At 72.2% G+C, this 21,293-nt stretch carries 25 protein-coding genes; 13 read left to right on the top strand and 12 right to left on the bottom strand.

All coding sequences use genetic code 11. From position 1 onward, the window contains the following. Positions 1-10 precede the first annotated feature (10 nt). The gene (locus OOK34_RS08990) at positions 11-1,825 is read right to left on the bottom strand and encodes a hypothetical protein (RefSeq protein ID WP_267033333.1); all 1,815 of its coding nucleotides are present in this window, start codon (positions 1,823-1,825) and stop codon (positions 11-13) included. 346 nt (positions 1,826-2,171) lie between these two features. Between OOK34_RS08990 and OOK34_RS08985 the strand changes: the two genes are divergently transcribed. After that, positions 2,172-3,737: an APC family permease gene (locus OOK34_RS08985; RefSeq protein WP_267033332.1), complete on the top strand. Its 1,566-nt coding sequence runs from the start codon at positions 2,172-2,174 to the stop codon at positions 3,735-3,737. Positions 3,738-3,860: 123 nt separating this feature from the next. Beyond that, positions 3,861-4,154 carry a hypothetical protein gene (locus OOK34_RS08980; RefSeq protein ID WP_267033331.1) on the top strand — a complete coding sequence of 98 codons (294 nt, stop codon included), beginning with the start codon at positions 3,861-3,863 and terminating at the stop codon, positions 4,152-4,154. A 19-nt stretch (positions 4,155-4,173) separates the two neighbouring features. Here the strand turns inward: OOK34_RS08980 and OOK34_RS08975 are convergent, their stop codons facing one another. Next, a complete protein-coding gene (locus tag OOK34_RS08975; protein ID WP_267033330.1) occupies positions 4,174-4,614 on the bottom strand; it encodes a nitroreductase family deazaflavin-dependent oxidoreductase in 441 nt (146 codons plus the stop codon). Then, positions 4,611-5,243: an NAD(P)-dependent oxidoreductase gene (locus OOK34_RS08970; RefSeq protein ID WP_267033329.1), complete on the bottom strand. Its 633-nt coding sequence runs from the start codon at positions 5,241-5,243 to the stop codon at positions 4,611-4,613. The genes OOK34_RS08975 and OOK34_RS08970 overlap by 4 nt, the downstream gene beginning before the upstream one ends. A gap of 59 nt (positions 5,244-5,302) precedes the next feature. Between OOK34_RS08970 and OOK34_RS08965 the strand changes: the two genes are divergently transcribed. Next, positions 5,303-5,722: a helix-turn-helix domain-containing protein gene (locus tag OOK34_RS08965; protein ID WP_267033328.1), complete on the top strand. Its 420-nt coding sequence runs from the start codon at positions 5,303-5,305 to the stop codon at positions 5,720-5,722. On the opposite strand, the gene OOK34_RS08960 is transcribed toward OOK34_RS08965, so the two are convergent. Further along, a complete protein-coding gene (locus OOK34_RS08960; protein ID WP_267033327.1) occupies positions 5,686-6,084 on the bottom strand; it encodes a VOC family protein in 399 nt (132 codons plus the stop codon). The genes OOK34_RS08965 and OOK34_RS08960 overlap by 37 nt on opposite strands. Before the next feature lie 133 nt (positions 6,085-6,217). Between OOK34_RS08960 and OOK34_RS08955 the strand changes: the two genes are divergently transcribed. Further along, on the top strand, positions 6,218-6,874 hold the full coding sequence (locus OOK34_RS08955) for a hypothetical protein (protein WP_267033326.1): 657 nt from the start codon (positions 6,218-6,220) through the stop codon (positions 6,872-6,874). A gap of 73 nt (positions 6,875-6,947) precedes the next feature. Here OOK34_RS08955 and OOK34_RS08950 read toward each other — a convergent pair whose 3' ends face one another. The 3 genes from OOK34_RS08950 to OOK34_RS08940 all read right to left on the bottom strand — a co-directional run bounded on the left by OOK34_RS08950 (position 6,948) and on the right by OOK34_RS08940 (position 8,856). Next, complete coding sequence (locus OOK34_RS08950; protein WP_267033325.1) at positions 6,948-7,979, bottom strand: aldo/keto reductase; 1,032 nt, start codon at positions 7,977-7,979, stop codon at positions 6,948-6,950. A gap of 89 nt (positions 7,980-8,068) precedes the next feature. Continuing rightward, positions 8,069-8,245, bottom strand: coding sequence for a hypothetical protein (locus OOK34_RS08945; protein ID WP_267033324.1), 177 nt, complete (start codon positions 8,243-8,245; stop codon positions 8,069-8,071). Positions 8,246-8,478: 233 nt separating this feature from the next. After that, positions 8,479-8,856: a VOC family protein gene (locus tag OOK34_RS08940; protein WP_267033323.1), complete on the bottom strand. Its 378-nt coding sequence runs from the start codon at positions 8,854-8,856 to the stop codon at positions 8,479-8,481. Positions 8,857-9,097: 241 nt separating this feature from the next. On the opposite strand from OOK34_RS08940, the gene OOK34_RS08935 reads away from it, so the two are divergent. The 3 genes from OOK34_RS08935 to OOK34_RS08925 are packed head-to-tail and all read left to right on the top strand — an operon-like array spanning position 9,098 to position 11,282. Further along, entirely contained in the window at positions 9,098-9,766 is a 669-nt protein-coding gene (locus tag OOK34_RS08935; protein ID WP_267033322.1) for a DUF4097 family beta strand repeat-containing protein, read from the top strand. A 41-nt stretch (positions 9,767-9,807) separates the two neighbouring features. Continuing rightward, the gene (locus tag OOK34_RS08930; RefSeq protein ID WP_267033321.1) at positions 9,808-10,890 is read left to right on the top strand and encodes a serine hydrolase; all 1,083 of its coding nucleotides are present in this window, start codon (positions 9,808-9,810) and stop codon (positions 10,888-10,890) included. 53 nt (positions 10,891-10,943) lie between these two features. Continuing rightward, positions 10,944-11,282, top strand: a complete 339-nt coding sequence (locus OOK34_RS08925) for a hypothetical protein (RefSeq protein WP_267033320.1) — start codon at positions 10,944-10,946, stop codon at positions 11,280-11,282. On the opposite strand, the gene OOK34_RS08920 is transcribed toward OOK34_RS08925, so the two are convergent. Together OOK34_RS08920 and OOK34_RS08915 are read right to left on the bottom strand one after the other, a co-directional pair. Further along, entirely contained in the window at positions 11,279-11,521 is a 243-nt protein-coding gene (locus OOK34_RS08920; protein WP_267033319.1) for a DUF397 domain-containing protein, read from the bottom strand. The genes OOK34_RS08925 and OOK34_RS08920 overlap by 4 nt on opposite strands. Continuing rightward, positions 11,518-12,357, bottom strand: coding sequence for a helix-turn-helix transcriptional regulator (locus OOK34_RS08915; RefSeq protein WP_267033318.1), 840 nt, complete (start codon positions 12,355-12,357; stop codon positions 11,518-11,520). The genes OOK34_RS08920 and OOK34_RS08915 overlap by 4 nt, the downstream gene beginning before the upstream one ends. Positions 12,358-12,485: 128 nt before the next feature. On the opposite strand from OOK34_RS08915, the gene OOK34_RS08910 reads away from it, so the two are divergent. Together OOK34_RS08910 and OOK34_RS08905 are read left to right on the top strand one after the other, a co-directional pair. After that, positions 12,486-12,965, top strand: a complete 480-nt coding sequence (locus OOK34_RS08910) for an ATP-binding protein (protein WP_267033317.1) — start codon at positions 12,486-12,488, stop codon at positions 12,963-12,965. Between the two features lie 21 nt (positions 12,966-12,986). Beyond that, positions 12,987-14,240: a DUF4241 domain-containing protein gene (locus tag OOK34_RS08905; RefSeq protein ID WP_267033316.1), complete on the top strand. Its 1,254-nt coding sequence runs from the start codon at positions 12,987-12,989 to the stop codon at positions 14,238-14,240. 64 nt (positions 14,241-14,304) lie between these two features. Here the strand turns inward: OOK34_RS08905 and OOK34_RS08900 are convergent, their stop codons facing one another. Next, complete coding sequence (locus tag OOK34_RS08900) at positions 14,305-14,781, bottom strand: hypothetical protein (protein ID WP_267033315.1); 477 nt, start codon at positions 14,779-14,781, stop codon at positions 14,305-14,307. Positions 14,782-14,917: 136 nt separating this feature from the next. Further along, complete coding sequence (locus tag OOK34_RS08895; protein ID WP_267033314.1) at positions 14,918-15,778, bottom strand: LLM class F420-dependent oxidoreductase; 861 nt, start codon at positions 15,776-15,778, stop codon at positions 14,918-14,920. Positions 15,779-16,116: 338 nt separating this feature from the next. Here OOK34_RS08895 and OOK34_RS08890 point away from each other — a divergent pair, with 338 nt between their 5' ends. The 3 genes from OOK34_RS08890 to OOK34_RS08880 are packed head-to-tail and all read left to right on the top strand — an operon-like array spanning position 16,117 to position 18,720. Next, positions 16,117-17,853, top strand: a complete 1,737-nt coding sequence (locus OOK34_RS08890) for a hypothetical protein (RefSeq protein ID WP_267033313.1) — start codon at positions 16,117-16,119, stop codon at positions 17,851-17,853. A 53-nt stretch (positions 17,854-17,906) separates the two neighbouring features. Next, entirely contained in the window at positions 17,907-18,539 is a 633-nt protein-coding gene (locus OOK34_RS08885) for a hypothetical protein (RefSeq protein ID WP_267033312.1), read from the top strand. Further along, on the top strand, positions 18,523-18,720 hold the full coding sequence (locus tag OOK34_RS08880; protein ID WP_267033311.1) for a hypothetical protein: 198 nt from the start codon (positions 18,523-18,525) through the stop codon (positions 18,718-18,720). Before OOK34_RS08885 ends, OOK34_RS08880 begins: the two co-directional genes overlap by 17 nt. On the opposite strand, the gene OOK34_RS08875 is transcribed toward OOK34_RS08880, so the two are convergent. Further along, entirely contained in the window at positions 18,705-19,928 is a 1,224-nt protein-coding gene (locus OOK34_RS08875; RefSeq protein WP_267033310.1) for an ADP-ribosylglycohydrolase family protein, read from the bottom strand. The genes OOK34_RS08880 and OOK34_RS08875 overlap by 16 nt on opposite strands. Positions 19,929-20,116: 188 nt before the next feature. Here OOK34_RS08875 and OOK34_RS08870 point away from each other — a divergent pair, with 188 nt between their 5' ends. After that, positions 20,117-21,229, top strand: coding sequence for a tyrosine-protein phosphatase (locus OOK34_RS08870; protein WP_267033309.1), 1,113 nt, complete (start codon positions 20,117-20,119; stop codon positions 21,227-21,229). The last annotated feature ends 64 nt before the right edge of the window (positions 21,230-21,293 follow it).

The raw sequence follows: 21,293 nt of genomic DNA, 5'->3' as shown, positions 1-21,293 counted from the left end.
CCCCCTTCCGCTAGCTGGGTTTCTCCGGCCAGGCGCGGCCCAGGATCCGCGCCGACTCGCGGCTGCCGCCGCAGATCCGGGACCAGGTGGTCGGGTCGCCGCCGGCGAGCCGGTCCAGTGCGGCGGCGGCCTGGACCTCGGGCGGGCGGCCGTCGTCCGGGAGCTCCCAGAAGTACTGCAGCCAGGGCGGCTCCCCGTGCTCCTGTACGGCGGGGGGCGCCGCCGGGCGGTAGGTGAAGGACACGTGGGCCGAGTCCGGCTCCCGGTAGGCCGTGCCGGTCCAGCCCGGCCGGCACTCCCAGCGGGCCAGCAGCTCCGGCCGTTCGCGCAGGCCCGCCGCGATCAGGCGGGCCGTACTGCGGGCGGGCCAGGACCAGGCCCGGTCGGCGTCGGCCCGGGCGAGTTCGGCGCCATAGGCGGCCGCCGCGAAGCGCAGCTCGGGCGGGGCCGTGGACCCCGTCGCACCGCGCCACTCGCCCCAGACCACCTCCGCCCCGTCCCGCCGGACGGTCGCGTACAGGGCTCCGCAGCAGCCCTCGGAGCAGTACGCCTCCGCGAGCTGGACCTCGCGCGGCTCGGGTCCGGCGCGCAGGTCGTCCCGGTCCAGCAGGAGCTCCGGGGGGTTCCCGGGGCCCTTGCCGAAGAGCGCGGGCACCAGGGGGCGGCCGTCGACGAGGATCCGGGTGTCCACGCCGTTCCCCTCGGCGGGGTCCTCGACGACCACCTCGATGCGCAGCCGCTGCGGTGCCGGGGGGAGGTCGAAGGGACGGCGCCCGGTCCGCCGGATCCAGTCGGCCCGCCGCTCGTCGGCGGGGGTGGATGTGGCGGTGGCTGCGGCGGTCCAGGCGGGTGAGGCCAGCAGCCGGCCCAGGGCTTCGAGCAGGGCCTCGCGGCGCCCCGGCGGCCAGTCCAGCAGCGCGGCGGTCCCGCTGTGCAGGTCCAGGGCGGTGGACAGCAACAGCGCGTGGTGGTCGAGGCTCGGCGGGATCCGGTCCGCCCCGGCGACCAGGGCCCCGTACACGGCCACGGCCGGGCGGTAGTCGAGGATCTCGGCCCGGTAGTCGCGCTGGCAGGCCATCCGGGTCAGCAGCCGGGCGGCCCCGGCGAGCAGCGCCCCGTCCCGCGGATGTGCGCGGAGCAGGACGTCGAGCTCGGTGGCTTCGGCGATCCGGCGGGCGGGGGCGTACGCACCCGGATCGCGCGGCAGGGCGAGCAGTGCCGTACGGGTGGCGGCGGGGTCGCGGGCGGCGACGGCGTCGGCCAGCCCGTCCAGGTGGGTCCGGTCCGTGCGCTCGGCCAGCAGGAGCAGCGCGGCCGCCCGCCGGTCGAGCGGGTCCAGGGCGGCCGCGGCCAGGCGGCCCAGGCCGCGCAGCAGGCCCAGGGTCTGGAGGACGGGCACGTCCTGTGGTTCGCCGAGCCGGACGAGCAGGGCCAGGCCGATGCCGACGGCCGCCGGGCTCGTGCCGTGCCGGGTCAGCCGGCGGGCGGTCCGCCGGGCGGCGCTCTCGTCGGCCAGCGGGAGCCGGGTGACGTGGGCGCGGACGGTGCGGTGCGGTAGCGCGAGCGCTTCGGCCCGGCGGTGGACGGTGTCGGCGGCCCGGACGGGGTCGGGGTCGGCCAGCGGCGCGGTGAGCGCGGCGGCGACCTCCTCCTGGGTCTCCTGCCAGGTCAGCCGGCTCCGGTCGGGCTTCGGCTGGGGCTGGGGCGAGGGCGCGGGTGAGGGTTCTTGCGGTTCCGGTAGCGGATGGCCGCCGCGCGGGAGCCGGCCGTCGGGCTCGATGCCCTGGCGGAACAACGCGTAGTCGTAGAGGGAGGAACGCTCCATCGGGGCGTTCACCGGGCGGGGTGGGACTCGATTCCGTAGGTCATGGGGCGGAGCCTGCCAGCGGGGCTCGGGGCGAGTCCACCGGATTACGGCGCCACGGCCCCTCCGGGCTGGCCGAAAACTGCCACGGGAAAGTTTTGAATGGGGCAAAACGGGCACGGCTGCGGTTTCCGCATGGCGAAAGCTGAGCTCCAGGTCCAGCGAAACGATGACCGCTGACCCTGTGAACCTTCCATTGCGGGAACATGAACTCTCTCGGGGTCGAGATTCCAAGGCGTTTTTGGGACCTCAGTTTCGGACTTAAGTCCTCCGGATGTGGAAACCGCACCGTCTAACGTCCTGACCCATGACTCAGCTGGACGTTCGGCCTCAGGTCGGAGACACGGTAAGCGGCGTCGCCGAGGGCGAGGCCGGCGTTCGCGGCAAGGGCCTCGGCAAGGGCTCCGTCGGCCTGGTGGGCAGTGCCGTCATCGGCATCTCCACCGTCGCCCCCGTCTACTGCCTGACCTCCACCCTCGGCTCCACCGCCGGCGAGGTCGGCCTCCAGATGCCGGCGGTCTTCCTGGCCGGCTTCCTCCCGATGCTGCTGGTGGCCTTCGCCTACCGCGAGCTCAACAAGGCCATGCCGGACTGCGGCACCTCGTTCACCTGGACCGTCAAGGCCTTCGGCCCGCGGATCGGCTGGATGTGCGGCTGGGGCCTGGTGATCGCCACGATCATCGTGCTCTCCAACCTCGCGGGCGTCGCCACCTCCTACTTCTGGCTGCTGGCCGGCGAGATCACCGGTGACGCCTCGATCGCGGCCCTGGACGACAACAAGCTCGTCCACATCGCCACCTGCCTCACCCTGATCGCCATCGCGACGGCCATCAGCTACCGCGGCATGACCGCCACCAAGGGCGTCCAGTACACCCTCGTCGGCCTCCAGCTCGCCGTCCTCGCGATCTTCGTCGCGATGGCCTTCCAGAAGGCCTCCGCCGGCACCTTCGACACCGGCCTGGACTTCTCCTGGGAGTGGATGAACCCCTTCGCGGTCGAGTCCATGGCGGCCTTCACCGCCGGACTCTCGCTCTCGATCTTCATGTACTGGGGCTGGGACGCCTGCCTGGCCACCAACGAGGAGACCACCGGCTCCGCCAAGACCCCCGGCCGCGCCTCGCTCATCGCGATGGTCGTCCTGGTCGGCTCGTACCTGGCCACCGGCATCGCCGCCCAGATGGCCGTCGGCGCCGGCGAGAAGGGCCTCGGCCTCGGCAACCCGGACACCTCCGGCAACGTCTTCGCCGCCCTCGCCGGCCCGGTGATGGGCCCGATGCTCGGCATCCTGCTCTTCGTCGCCGTGCTCGCCTCCGCCGCCGCCTCGCTCCAGACCACCTTCATCCCGGTGGCCCGCACCGTGCTGGCCATGTCCACGTACGAGGCGCTGCCGCCCTCCTACGCCAAGGTCCACCCGAAGTTCAAGACCCCGGGCCGCGCCACCGTCATGGCGGGCATCGCGACCGGCGCCTTCTACACGGTCATGACCCTGGTCAGCGAGAACGTCCTCACCGACACGATCTTCGCGCTCGGCCTGATGATCTGCTTCTACTACTCGCTGACGGCCTTCGCCTGCGCCTGGTACTTCCGCGGCGAGCTGCGCCGCTCGGCCCGCGACCTGTTCTTCAAGGGCGTCTTCCCGGTCCTCGGCGGCCTGCTCCTCGCCGCGGTCTTCTTCAAGACGCTGGCGGACGCGTGGGACCCCTCCTACGGCTCCGGCTCCGCGGTCTTCGGCGTCGGCAGCGTCTTCGCCATCGGCGTCGGCCTCCTCGCCCTCGGCCTGGTCGTCATGTTCGTCACCGAACGCCGCAGCCCCGCCTTCTTCCGCGGCGAGGTCCTCACGAAGTCGACCCCGGCGCTGGTGGTCGAGGACTGAGTCCCGCTCTTCTTCCCCTCTTCCCCGCTGTGTCATCGCCCGCGGCCCCGGATCGATCCTCCGATCCGGGGCCGCGGGCGTTTGGGGGGTGACCCGGGGCGCGGGGGGATCGTTGGGCGGGGCATGAAGGCAATGAAGCGCACCCTCTCCGCCCTGGCCCTCACCGGCGGGGCCGCACTCGCACTCACCCCCCTCGCCGCGCACGCGGCCGACGGGCCCACCATCGAAGGGCAGCCCGTCGTCAAGCGCGTCGTCGACATCGCCGACCACCCCGGCCAGGCCGTCAAGGACGCCAAGACCGCCGTCGCCGTGACGGGCGCCGCCGCCGGCAGCGCGACACAGTCCACCAACTCCTCCCTCGCCGGCGCCGGCAGCGCCCTGGACGCCGGGGTGCCCGACGCGCCGAAGGTGAAGTGAGGGTGCGCTGAGCACGCCGTTAGTTGGCAGGGGTGAGCAGGACCAGCGGGATCTCCCGGTCCGTCGCCTCGCGGTAGGCCGCGTACGAGGGCATCGCGGCCACCACCACCGGCCACAGCCGCTCCGCCTCCTCCGGGCTCGCGCGACGGGCGAGCGCCGGGAAGGTGTCGGCGCCGACCTGGAGGGTGACGGCCGGGTCGGCGGCCAGGTTCAGGTACCACGCGGGGTGCCGGTCGGCGCCCGCGTTCGACGCCGTGAGTACGTACGCATCCCCGTCGCGTACGTACGCCAGCGCCGTCCGGCGCAGCAGGCCCGAGCGGCGGCCCCGCGTGGTCAGCAACAGGTCCGTGATCCCGGGGCGCGGCCGCCCGGCGGTCTCCTCGAAGCGGCGGATGTGGTCGGCGACCCAGGGGTTGGGGCTGTCCGTGGCGGTTTCGGTGGCTGCTGTGGTCGTCGTCATGCCGTTGTCACTCCTGTGTGCGTGCCGTGCAGGGTCGGGGCCGTGGCCTCGTCGAGGAGGGCTCCGGCGAAGTCCGCGGGGGTGATGCGGGCGGCGGCGTCCGCAGGGGCGAAGGCGTAGCCGCCGCCGGCCGGTGTTCCCTCGTGGTCGAAGTCCCCGGCCGGGGAGAGCACCGCCCAGTCCAGGGCCTCCGGCGCGGCCGCCCGCAGGGCATCGGTGCCGGCGCCGTGGCCGACGTAGAACTCCCGCCACTCCTGGGGGTAGCCGGGGGTGTCCATCAGCGGGATCCCGTCCGCGGTGGGCAGTACGGAGGCCAGCCCGACCGACACCAGCCGCCGCACCCCCGCCTGCGGCAGGCCCGCCGCCAGGGCCCGCGCCATGGCCGGGAAGAACTCCCCGGGCGCCGCCTGGGCGTCGTACACCGCGACCACCGCCGCGTCGTGACCCGCCGCGAGCCGGGCCACGTCCGCCGCCGAGGTCACCTCCCCGTCGGCCCGCCCCACCGCCGTCACCTCCACCCCGCGCGCCCGCGCCCCGTCGACCACGGCCCGGCCGACGCGGCCGGTGGCGCCGAAGACGATGACTCGGGTGGTGGTGGCGTTGTCGGTACCGCTGATCTCGTTCGTCATGGCAGCGAGCGTAAGAAAGGGGGTGGTTACCGATCGGATACCGGCCTACGGTGGCGATCATGACGCAGCCGCCGCCGCTCCTGGACCCCGAGATGTTCGACCCCGTCTGCCCCTCGACGCTGGTGCCGTTCCGCGTCGGCGACAAGTGGGCCGCGCTGATCCTGCGCTGCCTCGAGGGCGGTCCGCGCCGCTTCTCGGAGCTCAAGGTCCCGCTGCGCGGGATCACCTCCAAGTCCCTGACGCAGTCCCTGCGCGGGCTGGAGCGCGACGGCTTCGTCGTACGGGAGGAGTACGAGACCCCCGAGCGCCGGGTGGAGTACGCCCTGACCCCGCTCGGCCGCGGCCTGCTGGGCCCGCTGGACGCGGCCTGCGCGTGGACGCGGGAGCACTGGGACGAGCTGATCGACGCCCGGGAGGAGGGGCTGGCGGGGCGGCCCGGGACTCAGCCCCAGGTGCGGGAGCAGAGCACGAGCCGGTAGCCGTCGGGGTCGGCGACGGTGACGCCGTACTCGTCCCAGTACGGGTTGTGGGAGGCCACGCGGGTCCCGCCGCAGCCTTCGAGCCGGTCCACGAGGGCTTCGTCGGGGGTCTTCCCGAGGTAGACGACGAAGAGGTCGTCCACGGTGGGGGTGGGGTCGAGCGGGTTGTCGGGGTCGTTGGTCAGCTCGAAGTGCCACCCGCCACCGGCCGGTCCGACCATGATGAGGTCGTGCTCCCCGGGAACGTGCCCGGAGGTCCGCCAGAGGACGTCGAGCCCGAGCCCGTCGACGTAGAACCGCTCGGCGGCCTCGAGGTCGCGCGAGGGCCGGGCGACACGGATGTGGGTGTGTGCATCGATCATGCGGGGAGGGTACGGGGCCCGGCCCGCGGGGAGTTGGCCGGGGGACGGGATGTGTCAGGTGGGGCGACTGCCCCCGGCGCGGGCCCTACGTAGACTCGCCCCGGATTTCCAACTGTGCTCCACGGGGGATGAGATGACCATACGCACCGTACGTACGGCCGCCAGGATCGTCGGCCGGCGTACCGCGCTGCGCTACCTCGCGATCGGGGCCGGCGCGGCGTTCCTGGCGGCCTGTACGGGCAAGGACAGGCCGTCGGCACAGGCTTCCGCCGCCCCGCCCCCGGCCGACACGCCCTCGGCAGCCGTCTCCGGCTCCGCTCCCCCCACCTTGTCCGCACCTTCGAAATCCCCTGGCGGGCAGGGTGTGATCGAGCGTTCCGTGGAGGCCTTCCTCACGGGCACCTGGAGCATTCGGACCACCATGCCCGGCGGCCAGACCCTTCAAGGCAGGGCGACCGTGCAGGGCCAGGAGGAGGCGAACGGGAGGTGGACCATCGAGTGGGATGGCGGGGCCGGCACCTGGAAGGGAGGCTTCGTCTTCCGCCGCGACCGTCTGATGATGCAGGTCAACGAGGGCCCCAAGCAGGGCGCCAAGGGTGCAGCCTCCGCCCACGACGTACCCGGCAAGGTGGGTGACGGCTTCGACCTGACCCTGCCCTGGCAGCCTCCGGAGAAGGGCGGCACCGGTGACGGCGAGCGACTTTCGGTCGGGTACGCGAAGAACACCCTCACCATCCGCCACGTCAATGCCTCGGGCAGCGCGACCATCCACACCGCCACCCGGGCCTGACCGCGAGAGAAACCCGCCTGACCAGGGTGAGGCGGAGAGCGTTCAGGGCCCTGCCTCGGCCCGCGCCCGAGCGTTAGCGGACGTCCGTGGTCGTGCGGCGGTAGGTGGTGCGGCGGTCGTCGATGTCGTGCCAGCGGTCGCCGTAGATGGTCTTGATGACGGACGGTTCGCGTACGAAGTCGTGCGGGAAGCCGAGCGGTACGGCGCTCACCTTGTCCAGGCGGGCGACGGCTTCGGCGTCGAGGCGGACGTCGAGGCAGCCGAGGTTGTCGGCGAGCTGGCTCTCCTTCGTGGCCGCGATGATCGGAACGACGTTGCCGGGGCGGCCGAGGAGCCAGGCCAGGGCCACCTGGGCGGGGGTCCAGCCGCCCTGTTCGGCGATCTCCAGGACGACGGAGATGACCTCCTCCTCCTGCGGGGACGGCTTGACGCCCCAGGCGTCCAGCCGGCCTCCCTCGCCCCGGCGGTACTTGCCGGTGAGCTTCCCGGCCGCCAGCGGGGCCCAGGCCAGTACGGCGAGGTCGAACGCCCGGGCCTGGGGGAGGAGTTCGCGCTCCGGCGTCCGCTCCAGCAGGTTGTAGCGCAGCTGCGAGCCGGCGAAGGTGGACCAGCCGCGCAGCTCGGCGAGGGTGCCCGCCTGCGCGATCTCCCAGGCGGGCCAGTCCGAGACGCCTATGTAGAGCGCTTTGCCGGTTCGTACGAGGTCGTCCAGCGCGCGCATCACCTCGTCCACCGGGGTGAAGTTGTCGCGGGCGTGCACCCAGAGGATGTCGAGGTGATCGGTGCGCAGTCGCTTCAGGCTGTCCTCCACCGACCGCACCAGGTTCTTCCGGTGGTTGCCCGCCGCGTTGACGTCGCCTTCGCGGGTCGCGCAGGTGTACTTGGTGGCCAGTACGAACTCGTCGCGCCGCCCGTCGAGCAGTTCGCCGAGGATCCGCTCCGAACTGCCGTTGGTGTAGATGTTCGCCGTGTCGATGAAGTTGCCGCCCGCGTCCGCGTAGGCGGCGACTATTCGGGCGCTGGTCTCCTGGTCCGCGAAGGTCATGGTGCCGAGGCTGAGCTCGCTCACGCGCAGACCGGTCCTGCCGAACAGTGTGTACCGCATGATTTCCCCCCATTACGCCGCAGGTTGTGGGTGCGACGCTATGCGTTGGAGTGCACTTCAACGCAAGCGCCGCACCTTCCGCGCCGGTGTCAGCCGGTGACCGGCGGGGGCGGAGGGGCGGGCAGCTGGCCCAGTACGGCCTTCACGGCGTCCTGGAGTGCGGCGAGTAGCTTCTGCAGGTCCCCCGGGTCCAGGGGCGACGGGGCGGCCGGGACGGCTTCCCTGAGGGGGCTGAGTGCCTCGAGGTTCCTGGTGGCCTCGTCCACGGTGGTCGTTCGGACGCTGGTCGCCGGGCCGGTCTCGGCAGCGTGGGCGACGGACGTGGTGGTGATCGTGGCGAGGCTGAGGGCGGCGGTCAGCGCGGCGGTCGTCCAGGTGGCACGCAGGGGGATCGCGTTCCTTTCGGTGGGATTCAGGCGTCATCGCCTGCACCCACACGTTGGACCACCCCCCATGGGCCCGGCCAGCGCTCGTACGCCGAATGGCGGGACCGGCCCGTTCACCCCGCGCGTCGCTCGGCGGCGCTGCGCTCCACGCAGAACTCGTTCCCCTCGGGATCGGCCATGGTGACCCATCCCGTGCCGTCGTCCGTGCGGTGATCGCCCACCACGGTGGCGCCCAGGTCCAGCAGGCGTTGCACCTCCGCATCGCGTGTCCGGTCCTGCGGCTGGAGGTCCAGGTGCACTCGGTTCTTCACCGTCTTGCCCTCGGGCGCCTTGATGAACAGCAGGGCGGTTCCGGCTGAGTTGACCTGCGCCTCGGGGTCGCCGGGGAAGTCGTCGTCGGCGAGCTTGCCGTCGAGGGCGCCGGCCCAGAACTGCGCCAGGGCGTAGGGGTCGGAGCAGTCGATGGTCACGTGTCGCACCAGAGAAGTCATGGCCCGCACTATCGATCACCCCCTGTCCGCTGTCCACCGAGTTCGCCCGGCGTAGCGTTCAATTCCCATCTGTTGCAACGGGCGGGTGGCTGTCGTTGCGTTAGATTTGGAAACGCTGCAACGATGTTGTGGGTCTGACCTGCGAGGATGGGTGGACTGCGCAACGAAGTTGTTGCTCGATCCTTGAACGCGACGTAGCGTTTCTCTTGTCAGAAACGCAGTGAGCCGAAGGAACGAGACAATGCAGAAGTTCGAGACCCCCGCCGCGATCGCCACCGTCCTCGACATCCCCGCCGGGAACATCCGCTTCATCGCCGCCGACCGGACCGACACCACGGTCGAGGTCCTGCCCGCGAACGCCTCCAAGAGCCGCGACGTGAAGGCCGCCGAGCAGACCACCGTCGACTACCGCGACGGCATCCTGCGGATCAACACCCCCTCCAAGAACCAGATCCTCGGCGCCACCGGCGCCATCGAGGTCACCGTCCAGCTGCCCGCCGGCTCCCACATCGAGGCCAGGACGGCCAGCGCCGAGTTCCGCGGCGTCGGGCGCCTGGGCGACGTCACCCTCGAGAGCGCCCACGGCACCGTCAAGCTCGACGAGACCGCGAGCGCCCGCCTCACCCTCGCCGCCGGTGACATTACGGTCGGACGCCTGGGCGGCTCCGCCGAGATCCGCACCCAGAAGGGCGACCTGGCCATCGCCGAGGCCGCGGGCGGCACCCTCGACCTGCGCACCGAGCACGGCAACATCTCCGTCGGCGCCGCCCGCGGCGTCTCCGCCTCCCTCGACGCCGGCACCTCCTACGGCCGCATCCACAACGCCCTCCAGAACGCCGACGGTGCCAACGCCGCCCTGAAGATCCAGGCGACTACTTCTTACGGCGACATCACCGCCCTCAGTGCCTGAATCCCCCTCCCGCCATAGCCGATCCGAAGGAGCACACCACCATGTCCGTCACGCCGAACGACCGTCCGGAACTGCAGAAGGCCCTCGAGGAGATCGCCGCATCCGGCAGCTGGGCCGGGGTGCTGGTGCGAGTGAACGACCAGCGGGGCGAGTGGACCGGCGCCGCCGGGATACGCGAGCTCGGCGAGAGCGCCGTACCGCAGGCCGACGGGCACTTCCGGATCGGCAGCAACACCAAGACCTTCACCGCGACCCTCGTCCTCCAGCTGGTCGCGGACGGCCGGATCGCCCTGGACGACCCCGCCGACGACCACCTCCCCGAGTACGGGCTGGACCGGCGGATCACGGTCCGCATGCTGCTCCAGCACACCAGCGGCCTCTTCAACTACACCGGGGAGTACTACGAGGACGGGACGACCGCCCCGGGCATCGCCTGGCAGGGCCAGGAGTGGGTGGACAACCTCTTCCACACCTACCGGCCCGAGGGACTCGTACGCCTCGCCCTGTCCAAGCCGGCACGTTTCGAGCCGGGAACGGACTGGAGCTACTCCAACACCAACTACGTGCTCGCCAGGCTCCTGGTCGAGAAGGTCGCCGGCCGCCCGTTCGCCGAGGAGATGCAGGAGCGCATCCTGACCCCGCTGGGCCTGACGGGCACCCTGGTCCCGGACGCCTCGCCGGAGATTCCCGAGCCGCACGCCCACGGCTACTACACCTACCAGGACGCCGAGCAGTGGAAGACCGTCGACGTCACCCGGGCCAACCCCTCCTGGATCTCCGCCGCCGGCGACATGATCTCCACCACCCGGGACCTGCACACCTTCTTCTCCGCCCTGATGGGCGGCAGGCTCCTGCCCGCCCCGCTGCTCGCCGAAATGCGCACCCCGCACCCCAAGTACGGCTACGGCCTCGGCCTGTTCGTCCAGGAGACCGAGCACGGCACGCTCTACACCCACAACGGCGGCTTCTGGGGCTGGGGCGCCCTGATGTTCAGCTCGCCCGACGGCAGGACGACCCTCACCGCCTCGCTCACCACCGGCGACGCCCAGCTCGACCTCATGGCGGCGGCGGAAGCCTTCGGGAAGGTCCAGAGCGTGCTCATCGGCGAGGTGTTCGGCGCCTGAGTGCCCGTAAAAGCAGGTGCGGCTGGCCGTGGGCGCCGCCTAGCTTGAGGCGGGTGAGCAGCGACTATCCATTCGCCGACGGGTACAACCTCGTCTGGGATCTGACCGGTTTCGGTGACGCGGACGAAGAGATAGTCGAGTCCGTGTCCCTCTCGCGGGACCAGTACCTGAAGATCAGGCACCTCTTCGTGCTGGGTGATGACCCCTGGATGGTGTCCGGCGAGTACCGCGTCGCCCCGAGCATCTGGGCACACGTACGCAGCGCCGTGCCGGGTGTCCGGTTCCAGCGCGATGCCGACTACTTCCTCGGCGCCCGTCAGGCCCTGCCTGACGGGCGCTTCTGGCGTCCGGCCCCGGGCGTGGCGGCGCCGGGACCGATTCCACCGCCCTAGGCGGTGACGCCACCGAGGAACGCGGTCCAGGTGGTGGGGCTGACCGCGAGCTCAGGGCTGGCCGTGAGCTTCGAGTCCCGGATGTGGACGGTGTCGGCGCAGGCGGCGACCTCGACGCAGTCGTCGCCCTGGCTGCCGCTGTAGGTGGACTTGTGCCAGGAGAGGGCGACCTCGACGCAGCTGTCGCCTTCGCTACCGCTGTAGCTGCTCTTGTGCCACCGGAGCTGGGAGCTGTTCACAGGGATCCTCGCAATCGCATCAACAGGCCCGCGCTGTCCGCAGGATTGAGGGCCTGGATGCGAAGTTTGGCATACCGCTGGTGGAGGAGGCTGATGTCTTTCGGGTCGGAGATGACCCGGCCGGTCTGCTGGCCTTCGCTGTATCCGAACCACTCGTTCTCATGGGATTCGAGGAGTCGGAAGGGGCCGTCGGTCCCGGAGTGTTCCGGGCTGGCGGTCGGCATGATCTGCACGTCCACATTGGGGAGCCGGGCGGACTCCAGTAGGTGGTCGATCAGCTCGCGCGTCACCTCCGGACCGCCCGTCTGCCGCTCGATCACCGCCTGTTCGATGATGAAGCTGAAGGAGGCGTACGGGGTGCGGGCGAGCAGCTTCTGCCGCTCCAGACGTCGCGCTATCCGGTCCTCCGCCTCCTGGGCCGTGGGCATGGGCGGCACGTTCTGGATCAGGGTCCGCGCGTAGGCCTCCGTCTGGAGCAGCCCCGGCACCACCCGGCACTCGTACGTATTGAGCGCCACCGCCTCCTCCTCCAGCTCCGCCCACCGCCGGAACCACGAGGCGAGTCCGCGCCTGCGCGCCAGCTGTTTCGCCGCGATCTTGATGACCCCGAAGGAGTCCAGGACCTCGTCCGCCTTGTTCACGAACTTCGTGGACGGATGCCGGCGGCCCTGCTCCACCGAGGCGACGTATTGCACCGAGTAGCCGACCAGCGGCCGGAACTGCTCCTGCGTCAGGCCGGCGCGTTTGCGGCAAGCCTTGACCGTATCGCCGAAGTTCCGCAGGTCGGCATCGGGTTCCACCTGGTTGTCACCGTTGCTGTTCTCGCCAGCCGTCATCACGGTCACCTCCCGAGTCATCATGCTCACGGTCGGTGACGGCTCCTGTCCAGAGCGTGGACTACTACAGTTGAACAGTAGTAGTGCCTTTGCTTGGAACTCCCCACCGCACACGGGAGTTTCTCCTCATGACCGCACCCTCCGGCCGCTCCCAGGCCCTCGTACGCGTGTTCACTCAGCGTTTCAGCTGCACCCCCCGCGGGGCCCGCCTCGCCCGGCAGTTGGCGCTCGTCTCGCTGCACGACTGGGGTGTCCCCGAGGGCACGCCGCTATCGGAGGACGCCGGGCTGCTCGTCGCGGAGCTCGCCTCCAACGCCGTCACCCACGGCCGGGTCATCGGGCGGGACTTCGAGCTGCGCATGACCCTGCTGGACGGCGGCGGCCTGCTGCGCCTGGAGGTGTCCGACCCGCGCCGGGACCGGCGCCCCGCCGTGCAGCCGCAGGCGTACCAGGCGGAGTCGGGCTACGGGCTGCGGATCGTGGACGCGCTCGCGGCCGACTGGGGGGTCATGGACCGGATCATCGGCAAGACCGTCTGGGCGGAGCTGGCACCCCGGCGGGCCGCTGTCAGAGGTGGCGGCTACCTTGCTGGTCAGCATCAGGGCTGAGGCACGGAACAGGGAGCGGCAATGGTCGTCGAGGTGGGGTACGCGCAGGCGTGGGACGTGGAGGCCCGCGCGCCCTGGCGGCCGATATCCGCCGGGGAGGCCCGGGAGCGGGATGCCGCCGGGCTGCCGTACGTCGTGGTGTACCGGACGGCGGGGCGGGAGGCGCCGCTGGAGGTCCGGCTCGTCTCCTGGCGGGACCACTACGTCGGCCTGTGGGTCTACGACGCCCAGGGCCGCCGCATCTACGACCTGGACATGCGGCTCCTGGACGATCCGGGGCGGCTGCTGCGCCGGTACAGCGTCGGCTGGCAGTACACCGGCCCGGAGATGGCGGAGTTCGACAAGGAGTGCCCGCGGGTCACCGTGGAGCTCTTCCCGGACGGGAGGGGCCGGCGGACGGAGGAGCGCCGGGGCGACGTCGGGGGCTCGTACGCCACCGTGCCCAAGGTCCGTGAGGACGAGCGGTGGATGGTCCGGCCCGCGTTCGGGGAGTGGCCGCTGCTGTCGGCCCAGGCGCAGGGGCTCACGGGGGCGCCGGTCTTCGAGGTGGCCGAGGCCGAACCTGGGGTCGCAGAGGGAGACGCCCCCGCCACCTGCTGGCGTCCGCCGCGGATCGCGCAGCCCGGGCCGATCAGCGAGCTGTTCCGGCCCGGGGTGCGGGTGACCGACGGCTACCACCCCGAGATGACCGTCGTGGAGCCCCGCCGGACCGGGACCCTGCGCGTGCCCGGCGGGCTGCTGGCCGTCTCCGGGCCGGACATCGACCGTGGCGACGGGCCGCACATCACGGTCCCCGTCCCGCCGGGGGAGTACGTACTCGAGGAGGCGCAGGTCAGCTACGAGTACGACTGCGAGTGGCGGGGCCGCCGGGTCGCCGCTACGGACACCACCGCCGTCCGCCTGCTCGTCAGCGAGACCCCCGCCGCCGCCTGGGAGATGGCCCGCAGGCCGGGCGACGACCCGCGGCTGTGCATCGAGAACGAGATCTTCGGCTTCGACACCGACGGCGCCACCGGCTGCTTCGCGGATGCCGGGGCCTGGGAGCCGCTCCGCGAGCTCTACGAGAGGGCGCTGGTCCAGGGCGACCCGGACGCCGGCGAGACCATCAGCGACTCCATGTACATGCTGCGCACCCGGGACGAGGCCTCCGGCGCCGAGCTGATGGCCTTCGCGACCACCGGCGACGGCACCTACCCCGTGTGGGTGGGCCGGTCCGCGGCGGGCGAGGTGGTCGGCGTCGTGGTGCTGGTGGAGGGGATGCCCGAGCTGATCTGACGGTGCGCGGCGGCCCGCCCGCCCGGCACGGCGGGTGCCGGGCGGGCGGGCGGGCCGGTCGGCGCTACGACTTGGGCAGCGCCGGGAGCGAGGGGAGCTTGCCCGGCTCGCTCTTCTGGAAGGTGTCGGTGCCGGCGCCTTCCCAGGTGACCTTCAGGGTGGTGGCGTCGACGGAGTCGACCTTGCCCTTCGAACGGGTCGCGCCCGCCGGGCACTTCAGGTCGAGGGTCGAGCCGTTGGTGGTGCCCTCGCAGGTCAGGCCGGTGGCGGCCTCGACCACGAACGCCTTCTGGCCCTTGACGGTGAGCACCACGCCCTTGCCCGGGGTCGCCATGGCGATCCAGCCGCCGTCGAGGGTGCCCGCGCCGGCCGCGCTCCCGGCGGAGGTGGGCGCGGAGGTGGGCGGGGTCGTCGGGGCGGGCGCGCCGATGGTCGGCTTCTTGTCGGCGGCCGGGGTGCTGTCGCTGCCGCAGGCGGTCAGGGTGAGCGCGGCCGCGACGCCGGTGGCGGCGACGAGGACGTTACGCAGGTTGCTGTGCACGGGAGGTCCCCCAGGAAAGCGGTGATCGAAAGACGGGCCAAGCTACCAGCCGTCCGGGCAGGCGGCCTCACCCCCAGACACGCGCCAGTGGGGGAATCCGGTTCCGTGAGCCGGCTGTTCAGAGGTGTCAGAGGGGTCACAGGTACTGGGCGAACTCGTCCAGGCTGCGCAGCACTTCCGCCTCCCCGGCCGAGGGGAGCTGGAGGACGACCTCCTCGATGCCCAGCTCGGCGTAGTGCCCGAGCTTGCCGGGCGTCGGCTGGACGGCGTACGGGATCACCTGGAGGGTCTTGGGGTCGCGTCCCGCGTCCTCCCAGGCCTGGCGCAGCACCGGCATGGATTCGGTCAGGCCGCGTCCGCCGATGGGGAGCCATCCGTCGGAGTGGTCGGCGATGGCGGCGAACAGCTTCGGGCCGGCCGCGCCGCCGATCAGGGTGCGGGGGCCGTACAGCGGCTGCCCGGGGCCGAGTTCGCGCGGGGGCCGGACCGGCTTGGGGTAGGCCGCGCTGGCGCGCACGGAGGCGTACGGGCCCTCGTACGCGGTCGGCTCCGGGGCCCACAGGGCGCGCATCAGGGCCATGTGGTCCCGGACCCGTTCGCGCCGGGTGGGCCAGTCGACGCCGTGGTCGGCGGCCTCCTCGACGTTCCAGCCGTAGCCGATGCCCAGGGTGAGGCGGCCGCCGCTGAGGTGGTCCAGGGTCGCGATCTGCTTGGCGAGGCCGATGGGGTCGTGCTGGGCGACCAGGGTGATGCCGGTGCCGAGGTGGAGGCGTTCGGTGACGGCGGCGGCCTGGCCGAGGGCCACGAAGGGGTCGAGCGTGCGCCCGTACTGCTCGGGGAGTTCGCCGCCCATGGGGGCGCCGGTGTCCCGGCTGACGGGGATGTGGGTGTGCTCGGGGAGGTAGAGGCCGGAGAAGCCGCGCTCCTCGAGGGAGCGGGCGAGACGGGTGGGGGAGACGGTGCGGTCGGTGAGGAAGATGGTGGTGGCGATCCGCATGGGCGAGGGCACCTCCGAGTCGTCGGGAGGGCCAAGGTACGGCGTTCCCGGCGCGGGCGGCAGGGCGTGTGCCGGCCGGGCCGCGTTCGTGAGTTCCCCGAACGTGTGACAGGGCTTTCGGTCGAATCCGTACGTCGCGCACAGTCGTACACGCGGTCGCAGGCGGGCCCGTACGAGGAACGGGTGTTCGCGGCCGTCGGCGATTCGGCCAGGTGCGTACGTGTGTGCGGGTGACCGATCTTGTCCGGGTGCGTGCCTGCTTTCAGGATGCAGGGGCCCGCCCGGGGTCCGCCCGGTGAGGGGCGTCATCCACCGGTGAAGGGTTTTCGATGGAGACCTTGTACACGATTGCCTCGGGCAACGGCAGGAACCCCATGCCGCACCTCGGATACGACATCAGCACGGGCGACCAGATCGTCGGCGCCCTCATCTCGAAGCTCAACATGTACACCCGGGACGAGGCCAGCGCGCGCCAGATCTGGGGCTGGGACCCGGCCTCCGGGACCGCCGAGGACCGCTACCGGATCGAACTGATCATCAAGTCCTGGCTCTCCATGGAGCGCCGCATCGTCAGCGCGATGGACCGGCTCGACGGCGACGTGCGCACCCTCGTCGAGAAGGACGCCCTGGAAGGGGCCGGCTCCGGCACGCGGGACGGGTTCTACGAGAAGCTGAACGCCCTGGAGGAGGACGGAGATTACGAAGGAGCGGTGCGCCTCCAGGCGGAGGCCGGGCGGCGCGCCGGGCGCGTCGGCGAGTACACGCACTCGCTCAACGTCAATGCCGCCCGCCGGATCATCGACTGGTCCTTCGACGGCCCTTCCGGCGTCGGCGACGGGGTGCTGCCCTTCGCGGACGGCTTCTGGCGCTCGGGGAACGGCCCCGCGTTCCCGGCCGAGGGGCGGGCCCGGCTCGCCGAGCTGATCGCGCTGTGCTGGGAGGCGGGCGGCCAGATGGGCGGGATGGGCGCCGAGGCGGCCGTGGGCCAGGCCCTCCAGCTCTTCCTCACCGGAAGCCACGGGAAGGACACCGCGTCCGCGGAGGACACGGCCATCGCCGAGCACCTCCGGCAGACCCTGCGCGGCGGCGCTTCCCGCTTCCACCGTGCCGGCAGGGCCGACGCCCTGATCGACTTCACGGACCCGGTGGTGGCCCGGCCGATCCCGCCGGGCTCCCTCTCCGGCGGCGGCTACAGCTTCACCACCACCATGTGGCGGCTGATGGACGTCGCCTACGACGCCCAGCGCATCGCCGACCCGGAACTGCGCGACCTGGTCGACCACTGTCTGGCGGTCCAGGCCGAGTACCAGCTCCAGGCGCTGCTGACCAACCGCGAGATGATGAAGGTCATCGACGCCGGGGGCCAGCAGTTCGAGTACCTGAAGGCCAAGGCGGCGGCCGAGGCCGCCAAGGAGCAGGGCGGCGGGTTCTGGGGCTTCCTCGGGGACGTCCTGGGCGTGATCTCCGCCGTCTCGGGCGTGCTGGCCATGATCCCCATCCTCACCCCCATCTGCGGGCCCATCTCGCTGGCCGCCGGGGCGGCCTCCTTCGGGGCGCACCTGGTCGACGCGGCGATCAAGGGCGACTGGGACGCGGCCACGATCGCCGGGCTCGCCACCGACGCGCTCGGGCTGCTCCCCGGCATCGGGGCGGCCGCCAAGGGGCTGAAGGCGGGCACGACCTCGATGCGCGCGGTCGGCAGCCTCAAGGTCGCCTCCCGGGCCGCCGGGCGGACCTTCCTGGCGGAGGTCGCCGGAAAGGGTGCCTCCGAGGCCTCGAAGGTCTTCACGTACGTCGGCGCGCGCGGCGCGAAGGCGCTGGGGGCCAGTACGAACGCGGGCAAGATCGCCGGGAAGGTGATGCAGGGCTCGATCACCCTCGCCACGCAGGTTCCCGACGTCCTCGAGCTGACGACGGGCAGCGACCAGGGCACGGCCGGGGACGTCGCCACCGGGGCCGGCCTCACCGCGGAGTGCGGCAACTCCATCGGGAACTGGGGGGCGGTGGGCTCGGCGGCCAAGAAGGGCGGCACGGTCACCCTCGCCACGCTCGGCCGCATCGTCGGCCGCCGCTGACCCCGCCCGCCGCCGTCCGACCCGCCACCCACCACCACAGGAGACACCGCGCCATGCCCGACGCCACCGTCGAACTCCCGCTCACCTTCTCCGTTCCCGAGGTCTTCACGGACATCGACTTCCAGGTCTCCGCCGAGACCAACACCAACCGGCTGATCGACAACCTGGAGTCCCTCGACCCCAGGCCCACCCCGGAGCAGATCTCCCACGCCGTCCTGGCCCAGCAGGCCATGTACGAGATGCTCGCCGCCGCGGGCGCCGTCTACGCCGGGGTGCTGCTCGGCGGCCCCAGCGAGGACAACCCGGACAAGCCGCTCAGCTCGGTGATGCTCTCCGTCACCGCCCGCCCGAGCGAGCTGTCGAACGAGCACACCGTGCGCCGCCTGTCCCGCACCATGGGCGCGCTCTACCCGGAGGCCGAGGTCGGGGTGATGGTGCTGGACTGCGGGCCCGCCGTGGTCGTCACCCAGGACACCAAGGTCCCGAGCCCGGTCAACCTGCTGGAGAACGACACCCGGCCCACCGTGGTGCGCCAGCTGCACATCTTCGTGCCGGTCCCCGGCCGTCTGGCCATGGCCGACTTCTCCCTCGCCACCGAGAACATCGACGAGTGGGAGGACTGTCTGGAGCTCATCGGGGCGGTCTGCCGGACGATCCGCTTCACGGACGATGCCGCGGCCGCCTGACCGGGGCCGGCGGCGGGCCGCCCGGCGGGCAGTGGCGAAAGCCGTGTTCGCCGGGCTCGGCCTGCTCGCGCTGGTCCTGGCGCTGAGCCTGTCCCGGCCCTGGCTGTACGGGGTGGGCGCGGCCCTCCTCGTCACCTCGGTCGCGGTCGGCGTCCCCCGGGGCGGTCAGCCGCGCGGATAGCGAGCGAGCCAGCCGGGGGCGGAGGCCGAGGGGCCGTGGAGGGCGGGGCCCTGGGTCATCTCCAGGGCGAAGTCGTCGGCGAGTTCCAGGATCGTGGCGCGGCCCTCCAGCTCGGCGAGCCAGCCGGCCGGGAGGGCCGTTTCGCCGTGCAGGGCGCCGAGGAGGGCGCCGCACAGGGCGCCGGTGGCGGTGGAGTCGCCGCCGTGGTTGACGGCCAGGCGCAGCCCGTGCGGGACGTCCTCGGCGACCAGGGCGCAGTACACGGCGATGGCGAGGGTGTCCCCGGCGTCGTGGCCTTCGCCGCCGTCGCCGGGGGTGAGGGACTCGACGGTGCGGGGGCCGGGCGCGCCCAGGGTGACGGCCGTGACCGCGCGCCGCAGGGCCCCGGTGACGGGCTGGTGGCCGGGGCGGGTGGCGAGCAGGGTGAGGGCGCGCTGGACGGCGGTGTCCAGGGAGTCGCCGCGGGTCATGCCGTGGACGATCACGGCGAGGGCGCCCGCGGACAGGTACGCGGTGGGGTGGCCGTGGCTCTGGGTGGCGCACTCGACGGCGAGCTGGAGGACGAGGGCGGGCTCCCAGCCGACCAGCAGTCCGAAGGGGGCCGACCGTACGGTGGCGGCCGCGTCCCGGGCGGTGGGGTTCTTGGGCTGTTCCAGGGTGCCGAGGGTGTCGTCGGCGAAGCCGGTCAGGCAGGCCCGGGCCGGGTCGCGCCGGGCGTAGAGCCACTCCTCGAGGGCGAGCCAGCCGTTGTCCTTGCGCCGCTCGTCGGGGCCCCAGTCGCGCTGGGTCGCGGCCCAGCGGAGGTGGGCGCGGTGGACGTCGGTGGGCGGGTGCCAGCCACCGGCGTCCCGGCGCACGTGGGCCCGTATCAGGCCGTCGACGGTGAACAGGGTCAGCTGGGTGGCGGCCGTGACGGCGCCTCGGCGGCCGTGGGCGGGGGCGGGTTCTGTCAGTCCCGCCGGGCCGTGGGTCTCGCGGAGGGCCTCGAGGGAGAGGCCGGCGAGGGGGGCGCCGAGGGCGTCTCCGATGGCGGAGCCGAGCAGGGTGCCGCGTACCCGGCTGCGGAAGTCCTGCTGTTCGGCGCGGCCCCAGAGGGCGGTGCCCGTCGCCCCGGTGGCCGCTGCCCCGGTGGCCTGCGCGTCCCCCGTGGCCGTGGCGGGTGTGCCCGCCGCCGGCGTCGTACTCGTAGCGGTCGTCGTCGTATCCATGCCGTTCCCCCCAGGCTCCGGACGCGCACTGTAGTGGACAGCTTCGGTCGTATTCGGAAGCAGTTCGGCGGGTCGCCCGTAAGTGAGCGGAGAACGGCCGGATTACGAACGATTCCGGCCGCGATGATGATCAGTGACACGTTTTGCCACTCGCCTTCGACCCGGTCGCTTTCGGCCACGCTTCGTTCATGCGGCGTTCTCCGGGCGCCCAGAGCCTCAAGGGCATGAAGAAGGCTCTCCTCGCCGCGACCGTCGTCGCCTCCGCACTCACCGCCTCCCTGGTCGTGGCCCCCGCCGCCTCCGCCTCCGGCTGGGAATGGTTCGGCAGCCACCAGAACCGCTCCTCCATCCCCTTCACCGAGGCCACCGTCACCGCCGGCGCCGACGGCTCGTACGCCCTGAAGTGGAACACCAAGGGCACCAAGCGCGTCGAGATCAAGGCGAACGGCAAGGTCGTCGCCAAGGGCGGCGCCCAGGGCCGGGCCGTGGTCACCGGGCTGCCCGCCGCCGACCGCCAGTGGTTCGACTTCCAGCCGGACCACGGCCAGGGCCTGCGCCTCGCCGACCGGCTGATCAAGCTGGACGGCACCGCCAACTTCCGTGACGCGGGCGGCTACCGCACCACGAACGGCCAGTGGGTCAAGATGGGCGAGGTCTACCGCTCCGACGCCCTCAACAGGCTCACCGCCAACGACCTGGCCAAGCTGGAGCGGCTGCGCGTGCGCACCGTCTTCGACCTGCGCATGCAGGAGGAGCGCACCAAGGACGCCGACAAGCTCCCGGCCGGCGCCACCTACGTCGTCGCCGACGTCTTCGCCGGCTCCGGCTCCTTCCAGACCCTGCCCAAGTCCCCCGACGAGGCCGTCAAGGCCATGGTCGACGCCGAGAAGACCATGGTCAGCGGCGAGGGCGGCAAGAAGGCGTACACGCAGGTCTTTGACGGCCTGCGCAGCGACCGCGGGCGCGCCGCGCTCTTCCACTGCACCGCCGGCAAGGACCGCACGGGCTGGGCGAACGCCTCCCTGCTGACCGCCCTCGGCGTACCGCAGGAGACGGTGATGGCCGACTACCTGGCCAGCAACGACTACCGCAAGGCCGCCAACGACGCGGTCCTCTCCCACCTCCCGGCCCAGCAGGCCGCCGTGTACAAGCCGATGCTCGACGTGCGCCCCGAGTACCTCAACTCGGGCTACGACGAGGTCAAGGCCAAGTACGGCTCCTTCGACCGCTACCTGAAGGACGGCCTCGGCATCGACTCCCACGAGCTGCGCGAGCTGAAGAAGGACCTCCTCGTCGGCTGAGCCGGACCGACGGGAGCGAGTGGGGGGCGGGACCCGGCGGGGTCCCGCCCCCCCAACACGTTGT

Origin of the sequence: Streptomyces sp. NBC_00091 (genome assembly GCF_026343185.1) — a bacterium.
GTDB lineage: Bacteria > Actinomycetota > Actinomycetes > Streptomycetales > Streptomycetaceae > Streptomyces.
Note: the sequence above shows the minus strand (reverse complement) of the source record. Positions and strands in the feature narration are given on the sequence as shown.